Annotated in this window: 15 protein-coding genes and 1 pseudogene; 8 read left to right on the forward strand and 8 right to left on the reverse strand. The window is 71.7% G+C overall.

All coding sequences use genetic code 11. From position 1 onward, the window contains the following. Positions 1–54 precede the first annotated feature (54 nt). On the reverse strand, positions 55–600 hold the full coding sequence (locus O7629_RS14335) for a thioredoxin family protein (RefSeq protein ID WP_278169732.1): 546 nt from the start codon (positions 598–600) through the stop codon (positions 55–57). Between the two features lie 60 nt (positions 601–660). Between O7629_RS14335 and O7629_RS14340 the strand changes: the two genes are divergently transcribed. Together O7629_RS14340 and O7629_RS14345 are read left to right on the forward strand one after the other, a co-directional pair. After that, positions 661–1,539 (forward strand): CPBP family intramembrane glutamic endopeptidase, encoded by an 879-nt coding sequence (locus O7629_RS14340; protein WP_278169733.1) that lies wholly within the window; start codon positions 661–663, stop codon positions 1,537–1,539. 123 nt (positions 1,540–1,662) lie between these two features. Further along, positions 1,663–2,904, forward strand: coding sequence for an FAD-dependent oxidoreductase (locus O7629_RS14345; protein WP_278169734.1), 1,242 nt, complete (start codon positions 1,663–1,665; stop codon positions 2,902–2,904). Positions 2,905–2,944: 40 nt separating this feature from the next. Here the strand turns inward: O7629_RS14345 and O7629_RS14350 are convergent, their stop codons facing one another. Beyond that, on the reverse strand, positions 2,945–5,623 hold the full coding sequence (locus tag O7629_RS14350; protein ID WP_278169735.1) for a glucosidase: 2,679 nt from the start codon (positions 5,621–5,623) through the stop codon (positions 2,945–2,947). 198 nt (positions 5,624–5,821) lie between these two features. On the opposite strand from O7629_RS14350, the gene O7629_RS14355 reads away from it, so the two are divergent. The 5 genes and pseudogenes from O7629_RS14355 (at position 5,822) to O7629_RS14375 (ending at position 11,958) form a co-directional block, all read left to right on the forward strand. Then, on the forward strand, positions 5,822–7,753 hold the full coding sequence (locus O7629_RS14355) for an amylo-alpha-1,6-glucosidase (RefSeq protein ID WP_278169737.1): 1,932 nt from the start codon (positions 5,822–5,824) through the stop codon (positions 7,751–7,753). A 151-nt stretch (positions 7,754–7,904) separates the two neighbouring features. Then, a complete protein-coding gene (locus O7629_RS14360) occupies positions 7,905–9,239 on the forward strand; it encodes a glycosyltransferase family 4 protein (RefSeq protein WP_278169739.1) in 1,335 nt (444 codons plus the stop codon). A 125-nt stretch (positions 9,240–9,364) separates the two neighbouring features. Then, a pseudogene (locus O7629_RS14365) lies at positions 9,365–10,165 on the forward strand (serine/threonine-protein kinase); the annotation flags it as partial. A 136-nt stretch (positions 10,166–10,301) separates the two neighbouring features. Further along, positions 10,302–11,069: a TIGR03089 family protein gene (locus O7629_RS14370; protein ID WP_278169741.1), complete on the forward strand. Its 768-nt coding sequence runs from the start codon at positions 10,302–10,304 to the stop codon at positions 11,067–11,069. Between the two features lie 82 nt (positions 11,070–11,151). Then, positions 11,152–11,958 (forward strand): metal-dependent hydrolase, encoded by an 807-nt coding sequence (locus O7629_RS14375; protein ID WP_278169744.1) that lies wholly within the window; start codon positions 11,152–11,154, stop codon positions 11,956–11,958. Between the two features lie 63 nt (positions 11,959–12,021). On the opposite strand, the gene O7629_RS14380 is transcribed toward O7629_RS14375, so the two are convergent. Then, complete coding sequence (locus O7629_RS14380) at positions 12,022–12,615, reverse strand: NTP transferase domain-containing protein (RefSeq protein WP_278174528.1); 594 nt, start codon at positions 12,613–12,615, stop codon at positions 12,022–12,024. A 134-nt stretch (positions 12,616–12,749) separates the two neighbouring features. Continuing rightward, a complete protein-coding gene (locus O7629_RS14385; protein WP_278169745.1) occupies positions 12,750–14,417 on the reverse strand; it encodes a bifunctional 3'-5' exonuclease/DNA polymerase in 1,668 nt (555 codons plus the stop codon). Between the two features lie 307 nt (positions 14,418–14,724). Between O7629_RS14385 and O7629_RS14390 the strand changes: the two genes are divergently transcribed. Then, a complete protein-coding gene (locus O7629_RS14390) occupies positions 14,725–15,147 on the forward strand; it encodes a flagellar protein FlhE (protein WP_278169746.1) in 423 nt (140 codons plus the stop codon). Between the two features lie 27 nt (positions 15,148–15,174). Here O7629_RS14390 and O7629_RS14395 read toward each other — a convergent pair whose 3' ends face one another. The 4 genes from O7629_RS14395 to O7629_RS14410 all read right to left on the reverse strand — a co-directional run bounded on the left by O7629_RS14395 (position 15,175) and on the right by O7629_RS14410 (position 19,559). After that, positions 15,175–15,978, reverse strand: a complete 804-nt coding sequence (locus tag O7629_RS14395; protein ID WP_347403729.1) for a carbohydrate ABC transporter permease — start codon at positions 15,976–15,978, stop codon at positions 15,175–15,177. Positions 15,979–16,162: 184 nt separating this feature from the next. Further along, positions 16,163–17,104, reverse strand: coding sequence for a sugar ABC transporter permease (locus O7629_RS14400; protein WP_278169748.1), 942 nt, complete (start codon positions 17,102–17,104; stop codon positions 16,163–16,165). A gap of 43 nt (positions 17,105–17,147) precedes the next feature. Then, positions 17,148–18,596: an N-acetylglucosamine/diacetylchitobiose ABC transporter substrate-binding protein gene (gene ngcE, locus O7629_RS14405; protein WP_278169750.1), complete on the reverse strand. Its 1,449-nt coding sequence runs from the start codon at positions 18,594–18,596 to the stop codon at positions 17,148–17,150. Between the two features lie 12 nt (positions 18,597–18,608). Beyond that, positions 18,609–19,559: a MurR/RpiR family transcriptional regulator gene (locus O7629_RS14410; protein ID WP_278169752.1), complete on the reverse strand. Its 951-nt coding sequence runs from the start codon at positions 19,557–19,559 to the stop codon at positions 18,609–18,611. Positions 19,560–19,569 lie beyond the last annotated feature (10 nt).

The raw sequence follows: 19,569 nt of genomic DNA on the forward strand, positions 1-19,569 counted from the left end.
GGCTCCCGATCGGGGTTTACCAGCGGCCGGATCCGGCCCACACCGACGGTCCGGTCAGGACCGCCACTTGATCGAGCAACCCATGCTCGGCTGGTGCGGCTCGGGCACCGGCTGCCCGGCCAGCACCAGTTCGATCGCGGCCCGCAGCGCCGCCCCGGTGACCGGCTTGCCGTTGCCCGGGGTGGAGTCGTCGAACGCGCCCCGGTAGGCCAGGGTGCGGTCGGCGCCGTACAGGAAGAAGTCCGGAGTGCACACCGCCTGGTAGGCGCGCCCGACCTGCTGGGTGGCGTCGACGAGGTACGGGAACGTCCAGCCGGCCCGCTGGGCCTGCGCGGCGAGCTGCGCGGGGGCGTCGTCGGGGTACGCCTCGGCGTCGTTGGTGCAGATGCCGACGACAGCCAGGGTCGGAAACTCGGCGAGCACCTTGGCCAGTGCGACCTCGACATGTTTCACGTACGGGCAATGGTTGCAGACAAAGGCGACGAGCAGCGCCGGGGCGTCGGCGAAGTCGTCGCGGCGGATCACGTGACCGGAGACGTCCGCCAGCGCGAAGTCGGGCGCGGGGGTGCCCAACGGCACCATCTCTGAGGTGACAGCCATGCCCGCCACCCTACCGGCGCTGCCGACGTCGGGATGCGACCGCTGGCTACCCTCGGCGCCATGCCGTCACGCGTCGTCGCACCGGACCGGCTGTTGACCGGGTTCGGGCTGGCGATGATCGGCGGCACACCGCTGTGGCTGCTCGCCACCGGGCGTACCGAGGTGACGACCTCGGCGGACGTCGAGGCGTCGCCGGTGACGATCCCTGCGGTCGTGGTGCCGTTGGTCGCCGGGATGCTGCTGGCCAGGCTGGTGCCGCCGCGACTGCCGGCGTTGCAGCCAGCGGTTGCCGACGCGCGGGCGGCGCTCACCCGGCAGGTGGTCGGCCTGGGCGCGGTCGCGGTGGCGTTCGCCGGGCTGGCGCTGCTCCTCGGGCCGGGGAGCGTCTGGTACGGCCCGGTGAAGGTCGCGCTGCTACTCGGCGGCGCCTGGTGGGTGCTGCGGACCTGGCCGGCGCCGCCGCCCGGCGGTCGGGAGCATCGACGGGCGGTCCCGGGGCGCTGGTACTGGCTGGGGCCGGTGCCGGCGGTCGTCGGCTGGGCCTGGTTGGCGTACCACAGCCCGCTGACCGGACCGTCCGACCTGTCCGGCTACCGGGCGCACGACCCGATGGTCCTGCTCACGGCGATGCTGCTGACCTTCCTGACCGCGAGTGTGCTGGAGGAGATCTTCTACCGGCTGCTGCTGCAGACGCGGTTGGAGGCGCTGCTCGGCCGCTGGCCGGCGATCACCGCAACCGCACTGCTGTACGCGGCGATGCACACCCACCGGGTCGGCACCGGCCCGCTGGCCGACACGGTCGGGGTGGTGCTGATGTTCAACGGCGGACTCGGCCTGTTCCTCGGCTACCTCTGGTCGCGGTACCGCAACGGGTGGGCGATCGTCGCCGTGCACGGTGCGGTCAACTCACTCACTCTGCTGCCGCTGCTCGTCGGCTGACCCGCCCGCGTTCAGTCGAGCGGTGTCGTTGCCCACACCCGGTCCGGTGGGTCGGACGGATCGCCGTGGTCACGCTATCGTCGATTTATTCAACGCGTGATGAAATCGATGGAGGTGGGCGCGATGGACACTGACACTGCCGACTGTGTGGTCGCCGGTGGTGGACCGGCCGGCATGATGCTCGGCCTGCTGCTGGCCCGAGCCGGGGTGCGGGTCGTCGTCTGTGAGAAGCACGACGACTTCCTACGGGACTTCCGCGGCGACACCGTCCACCCGTCGACGTTGCGGCTGCTCGACGAGCTCGGCCTCGGCGGCCAGTTCGCAGCCCTGCCGCAGACCCGGATCCACCAGGTCGCCTTTCCGACCGGCGAGGACCGGCAGATCGTCGTCGGGGACCTACGCCGGTTGCACACCCCGCACCCGTACATCGCGATGGTGCCGCAGTGGGACCTGCTCAACCTGCTCGCCGGGGCGGCGGCGACCGAACCGACGTTCACCCTGCGGATGGGGACCGAGGTGACCGGCCTGCTGCACGACGGTGACCGGGTCGCCGGGGTGCGCTACCGGACCACGGACGGCGCGACCGGCGAGATCCGCTCGGCGTTGACCGTGGCCTGCGACGGACGCTGGTCGGCGGTACGGCGGGCGGCCGGACTGCGGCCCCGCGAGTACCCGGTGCCGATCGACGCCTGGTGGTTCCGGCTGCCCCGACGGGACACCGACGACCTGTCGGGCCTGGTACCGGCCGCCGGCCACGGCGCGATGGTCGTGGTGTTCCCCCGGGAGGGCCACCTGCAGGTCGCCTACATCGCCCGCAAGGGGACCGACGCCGAGCTGCGCAGCCGCGGGCTGGCGGCGTTCCAGCGCCAGGTGGCCACCGTCGCGCCCCGGCTCGCCGACCGGCTCGACGCGCTGACCAGCATGGACGACGTCAAACATCTGGACGTACGGGTGAACCGGCTGCGCCGCTGGCACCGCGACGGCCTGCTCTGCATCGGCGACGCCGCGCACGCGATGAGCCCGGTGGGCGGGGTCGGCATCAACCTCGCCGTCGCCGACGCCGTCGCGGCGGCGACCCGGCTGGCCGGACCGCTGCGCCGGGGCCGGATCACCCCGGCGGAGCTGGCCACGGTACGGGCCCGCCGGGCCCTGCCGACCGTCGTGGTGCAGACCCTGCAGCAGAATCTGCACCGCACCATCGTCCAGCCGATCCTGGACGGTCGGCGGGTCGGCCCGCCGGCCCCGCTGCTGGCCCTGATGCGCCGGTTCCCACCGGCGTCGCTGCTGCCCGCCTACCTGATCGGCATCGGACCGCGTCCCGAGCACGCACCGGAGTACGCCCGCCGGTGGGTTCAGCCCGGCTGACCCCACCGGTCGGCACCGGACCGGGCCGCCCTGGGCAGGATCAGCGGGTCCGGCCGTCGTCGGGGCGGTCGGCCCGCACGGTCAGGATCAGGTCGGCGACCAGCGCCGTCCAGCCGGTCTGGTGCCAGGCGCCCAGACCGGCGCCGTTGTCGCCGTGGAAGTACTCCGGGAAGGCGATCAGGTCCCGCCAGTCGGGGTGCTGCTGGAACGTCTCGGCGGCGCCGTAGATCGGCCGCCGACCGTACCCGTCGCGCAGGAACAGCGAGATCAGCCGGTGCGACAGGTCGTCGGCGATCGCGTTGAGCGTTCGCTTGGAGCCGGACCGGGTCGGATACTCGATCAGCAGGTCGTCGCCGAAGAAGGTGGCGAAGTCCCGCAGCGCGCAGACCAGCAGATAGTTGGTGGGCATCCAGATCGGGCCCCGCCAGTTGGAGTTACCGCCGAACAGCCCGCTGGCCGACTCGGCCGGCTCGTAGCCGACGGTGAAGTCCTGCCCGCCGAGGGAGACGGTGAACGGTTCGTCGAGGTGCCGCCGGGACAGGGTGCGCAGCCCGTACGGGGAGAGGAACTCGTCCTCGTCGAGCATCGGGGCGAGGATCCGCACGATCTGCTCCGGGCCGACCATGGACAGCAGCCGGTGCTGCCGGCCGTCGCCGGCCAGCCGGCGGGCGCCGATCACGTCGGCGTACTCCGGTTTGTTGGTCAGGAACCAGCGCAGCCGGGCCGCCAGCTCCGGCAGCCTGGCCAGGGTGCCGGAGTGCAGCGTGGTGGTGGCCGCCAACGGCAGCAGGCCGACCACCGACCGCACCTTCAGCGGCAGGGTGTCGCCGTCGGGCAGCCGCAGCTGGTCGTAGAAGAACGAGTCCTCTTCATCCCACAGCCCCTGGTCGTAGGCGGCGGCGGCGATGTAGGCGAAGTGTTCCAGGAACTTGGTGGCGATGTCGGTGTAGGTGTGGTCGTGCACGGCCAGGGTCAACGCCATGTCCAGCATGTTCAGCGCGTACGTCGCCATCCAGCCGGTGCCGTCGGACTGCTCCAGCACCCCGGCCACCGGCAGCGCGGCGGACCGGTCGAACGGCCCGACGTTGTCCAGCCCGAGGAAGCCGCCCTCGAAGACGTTGTTGCCGTTGATGTCCTTGCGGTTGACCCACCAGGTGAAGTTGAGCAGCAGCTTGTGCATGATCCGGGCGAGGAACTCGAAGTCGCGCCGGCCGTCGATGTCGAACACCCGCAGCGCCGCCCAGGCGTGCACCGGCGGGTTGACGTCGGCGAACGCCCACTCGTACGCCGGGATCTGCCCGTTGGGGTGCATGTACCACTCGCGCAGCAGCAACAGCAGCTGGTCCTTGGCGAACTGCGGGTCGACCCGGGCCAGCGTGGAGCAGTGGAACGCCAGGTCCCAAGCGGCGTACCAGGGGTATTCCCACGGGTCCGGCATGGAGATGACGTCGAAGCTGTTCATGTGCCGCCACGCGGCGTTGCGGCCGTGGGCACGCCCGTTCGGCGGCGGCGGGCTGGCCGGGTCGCCGGCCAGCCACTGGGCGACGTCGAAGTGGTAGAACTGCTTGCCCCAGAGCACGCCGGCGAACGCCCGGCGGGCGACGAGGCGTTCGTCGTCGGTGGCGGCGGCCGGGATGACGGTGTCGTAGTAGCGGTCGGCCTCGGCGTGCCGGGCGGCCAGCGTCGCGGCATGGCCGGCGCCGAGGTTGAGCCGGGGCGGCGGGTTGTTGCTCGGCGGCGGCGCGGTCAACGTCAGCCGCAGCCGGATCCGGTCCTCGCCGCCGGCCGGCACGTCCAGCACGTAGTGCAGTGCGCCCTTGGTGCCGGTCAGTTCCGGGTTGACCGTGTCGGCGCCGTCGACGACGTGGTCGTTGATGCCGTCCTTCGGGTACGGGGTACGCGATGGCAGCCCCCAGAGCCGTTCGGCGTTGCTGTCGTTGTCGCACAGCAACGCGGTCGGGTTGCCGTCGCCCTGCAGCACCAGCTGCCCGAGCACCCAGTGGTGGCCGATCAGGCGGTCGCCGTCGCCGGTGAGCACCGGGATCTGGTCGCGGCCGGGCAGCCCCCACGCCCAGGTGTTGCGGAACCACAGGCCGGGTAGGACGTGCAGGCGGGCATCGGTGTCGCCCCGGTTGGCGACGGTGATCTCGATGCACATGTCGGTCGGCCCCGCCTTGGCGTAGTCGACGGTTACCGCCCAGTACCGGTCGTCGTCGAAGATGCCGGTGTCGACCAGTTCATACTCGGTCTCGTCGCGGCCGCGCATACCGTTGACCGCGACGAGATCGTCGTACGGAAAGGCGGCCTGCGGATAGTGGTAGCGCCAACGCATCCAGGAGTGGGTGGGCGTGGAATCCTCGTACCACCAGTAGTCCTTCGCGTCCTCGCCGTGGTTGCCGCCGTCGCCGCCCAGGCCGAACATGCGCTCCTTGAGGATCGGGTCCTCGCCGTTCCACAGCGCCAGGCCGAAGCAGAACGTCTGCCGGTCGTCACAGACGCCGGCCATGCCATCCTCGTTCCAGCGGTACGCCCGGGATCGGGCATGATCATGCGGAAAGTAGTCCCACGCCGTACCGTGCTCGCTGTAGTCCTCCCGTACCGTTCCCCATGCCCGCTCTGACACGTAGGGCCCCCATGCCCGCCACGGCTGCTCACCCGCGTCGGCTTCCGCCAACCGGGTGCGCTCCGGATCACGATACGTCCGCCTGGAGTTGACCATGACGGTCATTCTTCCTGGGACGTGTTTCCGGCACTTGTCGGACCGTCACCTTGCCGGCACACCAGCGCCGTTTCGCCGGCCCGGAACCGCTCCGCCACCGCCCAGCACCGCCTGCCGTACCACCCCGCCACCGCCCAGCCACCGCCCAGCCACCGGCCCGCAGCCCGCTCTCGCCGGTCGACCAGCCATGGAGGAACATTGCTCGACATCAGCTTCGGACCGCAGGTCTGCGGCGACCTGGCCGCCGGAGCCAGCCGGGAGTGGCTGGTCACCGACGGTCGGGGCGGCTACGCGATGGGCACGGTCAGCGGTCTGCGTACCCGGCGTTACCACGGCCTGCTGGTGGTCGCCGGGGCCACCCCGGCGGCCCGGCGGGTCGGGCTGGTCAGCCTCGACCCGGCGGTCACCCTGCCGTCCGGCGCGCAGGTCCGCCTCGGCGTGCACGAATGGGCATCCGGCGTGGTCGACCCGCCCGGCCACACCCTGCTGGAGCGGTTCGACCTGACCGACGGGGTGCCGCGCTGGCGATGGCGGATCGGCGACGTGGTGATCGAACGGGAGATCGCGATGACGCACGGCTCGCCCTGCGTGGCGGTCACCCACCGGCTGGTCAGCGGCGGGCCGGTCACCCTCACCCTGGCCGCCGTCACCACCTGGCGGGACGCGCACGGCGAACGGGACGGGCAGGCTCCCCCGCCGCGGATGGACAACGTCGACGGCGGCACGGTGATCGAGGGCGCGTTCCGGGTGCACGGCCCGGACTGGGTGCCGGCGGGCAACTGGTGGGACGGCGTGTACCACCGCGAGGAGGCGGCGCGCGGGCTGCGGGCCGAGGAGGACCTGTGGTACGCGGGCAGCTTCACCGCCACCCTCGACGGCCCCGGCGCGGTGGCCGAGGTGACCGCGTGGGCGGAGCAGCTGGAACAGGTGCCGGCCCCGGCGGCCACGATCGTCGCCGCCGCCCGGACCCGCAACCGGGCCGTGGTGGCGGCCGCGAAACCGGCCGACGCCGTCGACGCCACGCTGGCCCTGGCCGCCGACGCGTTCGTGGTGCGCACCGGCACCGGGCCGGACGTGGTGGCCGGCTACCCGTGGTTCGGGGCGTGGTCGCGGGACACGATGACGTCGTACGAGGGGTTGTTCCTGGCGACCGGGCGGGCTGACGAGGGCCGGGAGCTGCTGCGCGGCTACGCGGCGACACTGTCCGAGGGGATGCTGGCGAACACCGCCGACACCGGGCACGTGGAGTACAACACCGTCGACGGCACCCTGTGGTTCCTGCACGCGGTGGACCGGCATGTCACCGCGACCAGCGACATCGACCTGGCAGCCGAGTTGCTGCCGGCGCTACGCGAGGTGGTCGCGGCGCACCTGCGCGGCACCCGGTACGGCATCCGGGTGGACGAGGCCGACGGGCTGCTCACCGGCGGTGCCGGCGGTGAGGCACTGACCTGGATGGACGCCCGGGTGTACGGGGTGCCGATCACCTCCCGGGAAGGCAAGCCGGTCGAGGTGAACGCCCTGTGGGTCAACGGGCTGGCGGCGGTGAGCGAGCTGGCGCAGCTGGTGGACGGTGACCCGGGGGCGGCGACGAGCGTGTACCCGAAGGCGCAGGAGTCGTTCCGGGCCCGCTACCCGGCCCCGTCGGGGTGGCTCTACGACGTGCTGGACACCCCGGCGCAGTACCCGTTGGGTGGGGACCCGCACGCCGACGACGACGCGCTGCGCCCGAACCAGTTGCTCGCCTGGTCGCTGCCGTACGCCCCGTTGGAGCCGGACCCGGCACCGCTGCGGGCGATCGGCGCGGCGCTGCTGACCCCGCTGGGTCTGCGCAGCCTGGCCCCGGACTCGGCCGGCTACCTCGGGCAGCACCGGGGCGGCCCGGCCCGCCGCGACGGCGCCTATCACCAGGGCACGGTCTGGCCGTGGCTGATCGGACCGTACGTGTCGGCGGCCCGGCGGGCCGGTCTGGACGTCTCCGACGTGTTCCTCGGGCTGACCGCCCACCTGAGCGAGTACGGACTCGGCTCGGTCAGCGAAACGGCTGACGGGGATCCGCCGCACGGCGCCACCGGCTGCCCGTTCCAGGCGTGGTCGGTGGCCGAACTACTCCGGGTCCGACAAGTCTGATCAGTTGCTGTTACATCAGCGCAACGCGAATGTCTTCCCTGGTTATCCCGTTGCCGGCAGTATCGTCGGCAACCCAAAGACGCGTCAGCACCCGCAATAGGTGTCTGATCGCGCATGTCCGGTGCCGATTTGAATTGAGGGGGGTCTGTCGATGTCACCTGCCGCCGACGTGATCGACATCCGCGCACCACGGTCGCAGCGGATTCTGATGCTGTCCTGGGAGTACCCACCCGTCGTGGTGGGCGGACTGGGCCGACACGTACACGCCCTCTCCGTCGCCCTGGCCAACGCCGGCCACGAGGTCACCGTCGTCACCCGCCACGCCCCCGGCGCCCCCCTCGAGGAATACGCCGACGGCGTCCGCATCATCCGCGCCGCCGAGGACCCACCCCTGTTCCCCCTGGCCACCCCCAGCCTCCTCGCCTGGACCATGGCCTTCAACCACACCCTCACCCGCGCCGCCCTGCGCGCCACCCAGACCGCCGAATACGACGTCATCCACGCCCACGACTGGCTCGTCACCCACACCGCCATCACCCTCAAGGAACACCTCGACATCCCCCTCGTCGCCACCATCCACGCCACCGAGGCCGGCCGCCACCAGGGCTGGCTGCCCGACGAGATGAACAAGTCCATCCACTCCATCGAACACTGGCTCGGCCACGAGTCGTGCCGGGTGATCGCCTGCTCCGGCTACATGCGCTGGGAGGTCAGCCACCTGCTGGAGCTGCCGGCGTCGCGGGTGGACGTGATCGCCAACGGGGTGAACGACCGGGTGTGGCGCTCGTCGACGCGGGCGGTGGCGGCGGCCCGCGAGCGGTACGCCGCCGACGGGCCGCTGATCGGCTTCGCCGGCCGGCTGGTCTACGAGAAGGGCGTCCAGCACCTGATCGCCGCGCTGCCGTGGCTGCGGCAACGCCATCCCGGGCTGCGGGTGATCGTCGCCGGTGACGGGCCGTACCGGGGTGAGCTGCAGGCGCAGGCCGCGCGGCTCGGCGTCGCCGATCTGATCGACTTCGCCGGGTTCATGACCGAGTCGCAGCTGCCGGCGGTGCTGGGCGCGACCGACGCCACCGTGGTGCCGAGCCTCTACGAGCCGTTCGGCATGGTGGCGCTGGAGGCGGCGGCGGCCGGCGCGCCACTGGCCGTGTCGGCCACCGGCGGGCTCGCCGAGATCGTCGAGCACGGCGTGACCGGCACGACGTTCCGGCCGCAGGATCCGCACGGGCTGGCCCAGGCGGTGCACACGCTGCTGTCCGACGAGCTGTTCGCCCGGCGGGTGGCCCGCTCGGCCAGGCAGCTGGTGACCCGGCGGTACGGCTGGGCGACGATCGCGGCGCAGACCGCCGCCACGTACGCCGCCGCGGTCCGCGAGGCGCCGGGCTTCAACACCCGGCGGGCGGCCGCCCAGCTGGCCGGCGGGGCGGGCAAGCTCGTCGTGCCGGACGGCAACCTGCTCGCGGCGGTCGGCGGCGCCGTCTCGTAGGCGCACTCGGCTGTTAGGCCACCCGGGGCAGCGAAACGGTGGATGATGGCCGCTTCTCCAGCTGATCCGGCATCGTCAGCCCGCGACTACTGTATGCAGTCGTGGGCTGACGATGGGAGACGGTGATGGTGCGACCGCAGCTGATCGCGGACCGCTACCGGCTCGTACGTCCGGTCGGCAGCGGCGGGATGGGACGGGTCTGGCTGGCCCGCGACGAGGTCCTGCACCGCGACGTCGCGGTCAAGGAGGTGCTGCCCCCGGACTGGATGAACGACGCCGAACGCGAGGCGCTGCGCCGCCGGACGCTACGGGAGGCGCGCAGCGCCGCCCGGCTCAACCACCCCAACGTGGTCCGCATCTACGACGTGCGACACGTCGCCGGTAGCCCGCTGATCGTGATGGAGTACGTCCGGTCCCGCTCGCTGCACCAGGTCGTCGCCGAGGACGGCCCGCTGCCGCCGGTACGGGTCGCCGCGATCGGCCGGCGGGTGCTGGCCGCCCTGCGGGCCGCGCACGGCCACGGGGTCCTGCACCGCGACGTCAAGCCACACAACGTGCTGATCGGCGACCGGGGCCGGGTGGTACTGACTGATTTCGGACTCGCCACCCTGGACGGCGACGGCTCGATCACCCGGACCGGGATGGTGATCGGTTCGCCGCAGTACATCGCGCCGGAACGCGCCCGGGACGGGGTGTCCACCGTGGCGGCCGACCTGTGGTCACTCGGCGCCACGCTGTACGCCGCCGTCCAGGGCCGTTCCCCGTACGCCCGGTCGACCCCGATGGCGACGCTGACCGCGCTGGCCACCGCGCCACCGGACCCGGCGACCCGGGCCGGGCCGCTGCGGCCGGTGCTCGCCGGGCTGCTGCGCCGTGACCCGAGGCGACGGCTCGACGTGGACGAGACCGACCGGATGCTGCGCCGGGTGACCGCCGGTACCCCACCCGGCACCACCGCCGTGAGCTGGCCCCGGCTGCGCGACGTGGCCGCGCGGTTACGGGTTCCCGGCGCCCTGACCCGGTAGGGTCGGCCGCGACGACCATTCACACCCTGGAGTACGCATGGACGCGTCCGCCCTCGCCAGCGCGCCCGGCCTGGGCATCTACCCGGGCGACCCGACGACGCCCCTGCTGACCTGCTACGACGACGCCACCGGCGAGCGGACCGAACTCTCCGCGACCGCGCTGGGCGCCTGGGCGGCCCGGACCGGGGCGGTGCTGCGCGACGGCTGCGGGCTGGTCGCCGGCGACCGGGCGGCGATCCTGCTGCCGCCGCACTGGCAGACCGCCGCCGTTCTGCTGGGTGCCTGGTCGATCGGGGTGTCGGTGTCGATCCGGCTGGCCGCCACCGCCGGCCTACCGGTGATCGAGCCGGGTGGCGACGAGCCGTTGGACGCGGTGTTCGCCGCCCGTGGTCGGATCGACGACTGGTTGGAGGACGTGCCCGGGGCGCGGTACCGCTTCATGCTCGACGTCGGTGCCCGGGCCGCGGCGGGCACCCCGCCGCCGGAGGGCTACCGCGACTTCCTCGCCGAGGCGTGCCGGTACCCCGGTCAGCCACCGGCGTACGGGCTGGTCCGGCCAGGTGATCTGGCCAGCGTGGACGGGACCAGTTACGCCGAGTGGGGTTCACTGGCGCTGGAGATCGCCGCGCAGCAGGACGTCACCGCCGGCGACCGGGTGCTGGTCGACGGCGGCCAGCACGAGCACCCGCTGTTCTGGCTGCTCGCACCGCTCGCCGTCGGCGCGAGCGTGGTGCTCTGCGTCAACCTGGACCCGGACCGGCTCGATCCCAGGGTGGACAGCGAAGGAGTCACCCGGGTGCTCTGACCGCCGTACCGGTGTGGACGGTGCCACCACCATCTGACAGAGTTGCCTCCGCCGAGAAGTTGACCTTGGAGGAAGCTCTGCCATGATGGGTCCGTCCCACGCGCTGTCCGGTGCCACCGTGTGGCTAGCCGGTTCCTGGGCGCTCGACCAGTTCGCCGGCTACGAGCAGTCGCCACTGATGATCGCGGTCGGCACCGCCGTCTGCGCCGGCGGCGCGCTCTTCCCGGACCTGGACCTGTCCGGCAAGGTCACCCGCAACCAGGGCGGCGCCACCGTCGCCCGGACCTTCGGGGTGGCGTCGCTGTTCGTCGCCGAGGTCATCGAGAAGATCTCCCTCGGCGTCTACCACGCGACCAAGCTCAGCAAGGACCCGCACCGCAACAACGGGCACCGGACCCTCACCCACACCATCCCGTTCACCGTGCTGGTCGGCTGGGGCACCACCGCGCTGTGCGCCGCGTACGGCAAATGGGCGGTGATCGCCATCCTGTTCTTCATGATCGGCCTGGCGTTGCGGGGCCTGTTCGACGAGTGGGCCAAACGCGCCGGCTGGGTGATCGTCACCCTGCTGTCGCTCGGCGCCGCCTACTTCACCTACCTGCACCTGCCCGGTGACCGGGGCTACCCGATGCTCGGCCTGGCGATGGGGGTCGGCTGCTTCGTCCACATCCTCGGTGACCTGATCACCCGGGCCGGCGTACCGATCCTGTGGCCGATCCCGATCGGCCGGCGGATGTGGCGGATGATCGGCCCGTCGGACCGGTTCTCCATCAAGGCCGGCAGCAAGTTCGAGGTGGTCGTGCTCCGTGGCGTGTTCACCGTCGTGTCGGTGCTGGCCATCATCGGGCTGGCCATCCCGGCGGTGCACCGGCACTTCACCGACAGCTGAGCCACCGATCAGGTTAGGGCAAGTCGGCTCGGGGCGGGTCGGCTCGGGGCGGGTCGGCCCGGGTCACGCCGGGGTGCGCTGCACCGGCACCGCCAACCCCCACGCCGCGACCGACTCCGGGGTGTCCACCTGCCCGCCTTCGGCGACCCCGTCGCAGGAGATGTCGATCACCTCACCGGTGTGCGCGAGCAGGTACGGCCGGGCCCCGCCATCGGCGTTGGCCAGGGTCGCGATCGCCGCCCAGTGCCGCCGGCCGAACACCATCGGGTAGCTGCGCGTGCCGGCGTAGGTGGCGCAGACCAGCACCTCCGGGTACGGCAGCGCGGTCACCCGGCGCAGCGCGTCGGCGGTGATCCCCGGCATGTTGACCGGGAACACCACCACAGCCTCGGCGTCGCTGTCCTTCAACGCGTCCAGACCGACCCGCAGCGACGAGCCGAGCCCGGTCCCCCAGGCCCGGTTGACCACCACGGTGGCGCCGGTCAGGTCGGCGGTGTCGCGTACCTGGTCGGCGGCGGCGCCGAGCACCACCACGACCGGATCACAGCCGGTCTCCCCCACGATCCGCAACGCCCGTTCGACCAGCAGTTGGTCGCCGCGGTACAGCAGGGCCTCCGGCCCGCCGATCCGCCGACCCCCACCAGCCGCGATGATCATCCCCGCGATCCGACTCAGCTGAGCCACCCCCGCAACGTCTGCCCGGCCGGTCCAGCCCGGCCGGCGGTCACAGCGCCCGCCAAACGCTGCCCGATCCGATGGAACGCACAACGGTCCCAACGATCAGGTGGCGATCAGGTGGCGTCCGCGTAGCAGGTGACGGTGGACACCTCGAGCGGCACCCGGACCGGGGTGTCGCCGAACAGCACCGTGGTGGCCCGACCGGCGCACTCCCGCACGGCGGCGGCGACCGCCGCCGCCTGCGTCGCCGGGCAGTGCACCACCACCTCGTCGTGTTGGAAGAAGACCAGCTCGGCGGCGGTGCCGGCGATCGCCTGACGGACGGTGGCCAGCAGGATCAGCGCCCACTCGGCGGCGGTCGCCTGGGCGACGAAGTTGCGGGTGAACCGCCCCCGGGCCGGGGTGCCGACGTCGGACGGTGGACAGGTCCGGCCGAGCCAGGAGCGCACCAGGCCACCGGTCTCCCCGGTCCGGGCCGCCGACTCCAGGTACTCGAACGCGACCGGGTAGCTGCGGCGCAGCACGGCGAGGGCCGGCACGGCGGCGCCGCCGGTCTGCCCGTACATGGCGCCGAGCAGCGCGACCTTCGCCCGGGCCCGGTCACCGCCGAACGAGTCGCGGGCCAGCGCGGCGTACAGGTCACCGGCGCCGCCGGCGGCGGCCAGCCGGCGGTCACCGGACATCGCGGCGAGCACCCGTGGCTCCAGCTGCGCGGCGTCGGCCACCACGAAACACCAGCCGGGATCGGCGACCACCGCCCGGCGGACCGCCTTGGGGATCTGCAACGCCCCGCCGCCCCGGGTGGCCCACCGGCCGGACACCACCCCGCCCGGCACGTACTCGGGGCGGAACCGGCCGTCGCGGACCCAGGCCTGCCGCCACGCCCAGCCGTGCGCGGTCCAGATCCGGTGCAGTTCCTTGTACTCGATGAGCAGCGGAACGGCCGGATGGTCCACGCCGCGCAGCACCCAGGCCCGGGTGTTCGGCAGGCTGATCCCGACCCGGGCGAAGGCCCGCAGCACCTCTGCCGGTGAGTCGGCGTGCAGCTGCCGGACCCCGAACGCGGCGGCGATCCGACCGGCGAGCTCGGCCAGCCGGCGCGGCGGCCCACCGACCGGCGACGGTGCGCCGAGCAGCTCGGTGAGCAGCGCGTCGTGCAGGTCGGCCCGTAACGGCAGCCCGGCGGCACCCATCTCGGCGGCGACCAGCGCACCGGCCGACTCGGCGGCGACCAGCAGTCGGAACCGGTCCGGGCGGGCGGTACCCGCGATGCGGCGCTGCTGGTCGGCGTACACCCGGGTGAGTGCGTCGATCGGGTCGGCGACCGTCGCCGGGGCCGGCACGTCGTCGAACAGCGCGGCCTGGCCATGCCCGGGTGGCGCGGCACCCGGCGCGGGCGGGTCGGGTGGCACCGGCGCGCCGGTCAGCCGGGCGTACGCGGCGGCGAGCGACCGCGGCTCGCCCCAGCGTCCGTCGTAGCCGAGCAGCAGCGCCTCGGTCAGCTCGACGTCGTGGCACCGCTCGATCCGCACGCCGGCCCGCAGCAGGGCCGGGTAGATCGCCGCGGTGGTCGCCCACAGCCAGCGCGGCTCGGGCACCGGACGCGCCGCCGGTGGCTGCGATGGTGACGGCCCGGCCGCCGGATGCTGCGACGGTGGTGGCCGGTCGGCATCCGACGCCAGGTCGGGCACGGCCTCGACCGGGCCGGCGGGCCGCCCGTCGGCGTGCAGCAGCCGCCGCGCGCCACCGCCGCCCGGACCCGCCGCCACCGCCACCAGCACCCGACCATTGTCGCCCCGGCGTACGACAACATCCGCCCTGGTCGTGGGTGCTGTCGTACGCCGACCCGGCAGACCCGCGCCCGCCGGGCCGGAGGCAAATGCTCTCCAGGTCTGATGCATGTGTGGCATCGCGATGCCACACATGCATCAGACCCGCGAACACCAGGTGGGCAACCGTGTCGACGGGCAGTGGTCAGGGTCAGGTCAAGAACGCAGAAATGCGTATGCCGAGAAGACGGTGAAACATTTCTCAGGGTCGATCAGCCGGTTAGATTCGAGATCCGCCTCAATCACCGGGAGGACGATTATGAAAGCACTACGCCGTACCCTCGTCGCGTTCAGCGCAATCATCGCCGTCATGTTGCCGGCGAATGCCGCCGAGGCGGCGGTGAGCAACTACATGCGCAATCCGATCGGCGGGGTTCTGTACCAGACGAACTGGTGGTATGCCAGCAGCACGGTGTCCGGCACCGCGCCGACCGGCGCGCTGATCACCACCGTGCACTGGTCGTACAGCCTGAGCAACCACTCAGGGGTCGAGGCGTACCTGTGTATCCCGGTCGGCTGCTCGAAGCTGACCGGAGCGTCCGGCGTCACCACCGCGTTCGTCGGCCAGCCCGCGTCGCAGAGCTGGACGTTCTACTTCGCGGTGCCCGCGTCGACCACCTATCTGTTGTCGCCGCCGCGCACCGGGGGCGCGCACATGGTCGACGTCACCTACGTGTACTGACCGTCGGCGGCTGTCTAGAGACGCCGCCTACTTGGAGACGCTGCCGGTGAGGCCGGACTGCACCTGCCGCTGGAAGACGATGTAGACCAGCAGCACCGGCAGCATCGCCATGGTCACCCCGGCGAACAGTCCCGACCAGTCGGACTTGTAGCCCTGGTTCACCGACAGGTCGATCAGCCCCTGGGCGATCACCTGGTTCTTCGCCTCACCGCCGTTGGGCTGCATCAGCAGGTACGGCAGGTACCACTGGTTCCACTGGCCGATCACGTTGAAGATCCCGATGCTGATCAGCCCGGGTTTCGCCATCGGCAGCATCACCCGGAAGAACAGCGTGCTGTGCGACGCGCCGTCCACCATCGCCGCCTCGGCGACCGTGGTCGGCAGCGTCTTGAAAAACGAATGCATGAAGAAGACCGTGAACGCCAGCGACCAGGCCACGTAGACGAGGATCAGCATCACGTGGCTGTTCGGGCCGAGCAGCGGGATGAACACGCCGGTGTTGTAGACGCCCTTGTACAGCGGCACCGCGGCCATGAACACCGGCAGGGTCAGCCCGGACAGGAACATGTAGTAGATGACCCGGTTGCCGGGGAACTCGTAGCGGGCCAGCACGTAGGCGGCCATCGAGCCGAGCAGCATGGTCAGGAAGACCCCGCCGCCGACGATGAGGATGGTGTTGACGAAGAAATCGCCGATGCCGCCGTCGACCCAGGCCCGGGCGAAGTTCTCCCAGTGCAGCTCGTCCGGGATCAGTGACAGCGGCTCCCGGATGATCTGTGCGTCGTCCTTGAACGACGACATGATCACCCACAGCAGCGGCAGCACCACCATGGCGCCCCAGATCAGCAGGAACAGGTGGGAGAAGCCGTTGAAGAAGGAGTCGCTGACCGCGCCGGCCCGCCGGGGCGGCAGCGACCGGGCGGTACGCCGACCGCCGGCGGACTTCGACGGCGGTGGCGGCGGGCTGGCCGCGCTGGTCGGTGGGTTGGTGACAGTGCTCATCGCGCGGCCCTCCCTAGAATTCGATCCGCTCACGGCGGGTGATCCGCAACTGCACCGCAGCGAGCAGCAGCGTGAAGATGGCCAGCGCGACCCCGATCGCGCAGGCGTAGCCGAACTGGCCCTTGTTGAAGGCGGTGAAGTTGATGACCGACGCGAAGACCTCACTGGCGTGGTCGGGGCCGCCCTGGTTGGGGGTCATCACGAAGACCAGCGCGTACATGTCCAGGGCGATGAAGCCGAGGTAGACCCAGGCGACCGAGATGCTGTCGCGCAGCAGCGGCAGGGTGATCCGCAGGAAGCTGGTCACCCGGCTGGCCCCGTCGAGCATCGCCGCCTCGAAGATGTCCTTCGGGATCGACTGCATGGCGGCGGAGAACAGCACCATGTAGAAGCCGACCCCGCCCCAGACGGCGATCAGCAGCAGCCACCACAGCACCGCCGGTACGCCGAGGAACGGCGTCGGGTCGGAGACGAACTTCAGCGGCTGCTCCGCGTCGACCAGACCGATCCTGATCAGGATGCCGTTGAGCAGCCCCTGGCTGTCGCCCCGGTAGATGGCACCCCACATGATGGCGACCAGCACCAGGGACAGCACCTGTGGGAAGAAGAAGATCACCTTGTAGACGCCGGAGCCGCGTACGCCCCGCACGCCGGCCCTGTCCCCGCGCCCTCCCACGTTGAGCAGGAAGGCGAGGAACAGGGCCAGCGCGATGGTGAACAGCGGCAGGGTGACCAGGAAGAAGACGTTGTGCCAGAACGCCGTACGGATCAGTTCGTCGCCGAACATCTGGACGTAGTTGGCCAGCCCGACGAACTCCTGGGTGTCGGAGTAGCCGCCCCAGTTGGTCAGCGAGTAGCCGGCCGCCTGGGCGTACGGCCAGACGACGTAGAACACGTACAGCGCCACCGGCAGTGCCAGGAAGCCCGTCACGAACCGGGCCTTTCCGTGCTGCATCGTCAGGTCACTTTCTGCTCGGTCGGGTCAGCGGAGCGACGACTCAGGACCGGGTGAACTTGTTCACCGCGTCGTCCGCCGCGATCTCGTCGGCCGCCTGCTGCAGGGTGTCCTGGAACTCCTTGGCGGTCATCCGGCCGGCCATCAGCTCGCCGATCGCGTTCTGCTCCACCTTGTCCAGGTCGGCGTACCAGTCGGGGTGACGGAACGAGACCAGGTCGCCGGGGGCGTTGCTCATCAGCTCGTTGGCAGAGGTCAGCGCGGTGGAGGTGGTGACGTTGTCGCCGGAGCCCTTGACCGAGGCGAGCGAGCTGGTCAGTTCGGCGAACTTGCCGGCGCCCTCCTTGGAGAGCATGGCCCGCAGGAACTCCATGCCGCCGGGGGCGTTGGCGGCCTTCTTCGGCACGATCCAGCCCTCGCCGGAGCCGGCCTGCACGGTGCCGTACGGGGCAGCGTCGTCGGCGCCGACGCTCCACACCGGGGCGATCTTCATCTGGAAGCCGCCCGGGATGGTGGCCCGCATCTCGTTCTCCAGCCAGGTGCCGCAGGGCAGGAACGCCGCCTTGCCGTCCAGCCAGGCCTGCTGCGACTCGGTGTGGGTCAGGGTGTCGCTGCCGGTGAGGGTGTAGCCGTCGGCGACCATCTTCTCGACGGCGCTCATCGCGGCGGTGACCGCGTCGGTCTGCCAGGCACCCGCCTTCAGGTTGTCGATGTCGACGACCGCCTGCCGGCCACCGGCCAGCCAGATCCAGGTCATGATCGGCCAGCGCATGTAGTACGGGTACTTGCCGGCGAAGGCGAACGGCGCGACACCGGCCGCCTTGATCTTCGGGGCGAGGGTGAAGAACTCGTCGAAGCTGGTCGGCACCGCCCACCCGTTGCGGTCGAACAACGCCTGGTCGAACCACAGACCGAACACCGTGTACGCGTAGTTGAGCTGGAAAAACTCGCCGTCGAACGTACCGTCGTCGACGGTGCCGGGCAGCAGCGTGTCGCGGACCTTGACGGCCGGGTCGTCCCAGCTCGGCGCGTCCAGCAGCGGGGTCAGCTCGGTCAGCGCGCCCTCGTTGATCAGGGTGTCGATCGCCATCAGGTCGGCACCCGAGTTGTTGATCAGGTCGGCCGGGGTGGTGGAGAACTTCGGCTGCTGCTCGGTCTTGATCTTCTGGGTGGAGCTGAGGTTGACGGTGACGCTGTCGTGCTTGGCCACGAACAGCGTCTTGTCGAACTCGGGGTACTCGTCGCCGAGGCCGCCGTTGAACACGACGACGTCGACGCTGCTGTCGTCGGCGACACCGAACGGGTTGTCGGCGCTCTTGGTGCCGGTCTCCGTACCCGTGCCGGGGTCGCTGCCGGCGCAGGCGGAGAGCAGGCCGGCCGCCGGACCGGCCAGCAGCCCGGCGGCGGCCGCGCGGCGCAGCAGGGTCCGCCGGCGCACCGAGGCGCCGGCGACGGCGGACGGGATCCGCACGGAGTCGGGGTAGATCGACATGATGTGTGCTCCTCAGCTGGGATTTTCGGCGGGGCGGATGGTGATCCGGTCGATGGCCTTGTGACCGTCGACGGCTCGGGCGGTGCGGCGGAACGCCGCGTGCGCGCGGTCGTGGGTCCGTTGCGCGACGGCGACGTAGAGCAGGTCGAGGACGACGAGCTGCGGGTGCCGGGCGGAGAGCGCGTCCGGCCGGAAGGTGGTCGCCTGGGGGGCGGTGAGCAGGACGATGTCGGCCAGGTCGGCCAGGGTGGAGCGGGGGAAACTGGTCAGCGCGACGGTGGTCGCGCCGTGGCTGCCGGCCTCGGCGACCATCTCGATGGTCTCCCGGGTCTGGCCGGTGTGCGAGATACCGAGGGCCACATCGCCGTCGCGCATCAGCGCCGCGCTGGCCAGACCGTTGTGCAGGTCGGTCCAGGCCCAGGCCGGTACGCCGATACGGTGCAGGCTGAACTGCATCTCCTCGCCGACCAGCGCGCTGCCGCTGGCGCCGAAGATGTTGACCCGGCTGGCGGCGGCGACCGCGTCGGCGGCCTGCTCGACCTGGCTGAGGTCGAGCAGGGCGGCGGTGTCGTGCATGGCCTGGGTGTCGGCGGCCATGATCTGGCCGAGCACCCGGTCGAGCGGGTCACCGGGCTGGATCTCCCGGCCGATGTCGACGGTCCAGCCGGCGGCGCGGGCCCGGCCGGTCTCGGCGGCGATGCCGAGCCGCAGGTCGGCGTAGCCGTCGAAGCCGAGCGCCCGGCAGAACCGGGTGACCGTCGCCGGTGACGTACCGCTGCGTTCGGCCAGCTCGACGATGGTGGCGCGGGCGGCCGCGGCCGGGTCGGTGAGCACCTGGTCGGCGACCCGGCGCAGCGCACCGGTGAACTCGGTGAGCCGGATCCGGGCGAGCACCGTGTCGGCCGGCCCCGGGGCGTCGACCACCGCGGTCCCCGCGGGGATCTCCACCTCGCTGTCAGCCATCGGCGTCGAC

Origin of the sequence: Solwaraspora sp. WMMD792, from assembly GCF_029626105.1 — a bacterium.
Taxonomy (GTDB): domain Bacteria; phylum Actinomycetota; class Actinomycetes; order Mycobacteriales; family Micromonosporaceae; genus Micromonospora_E.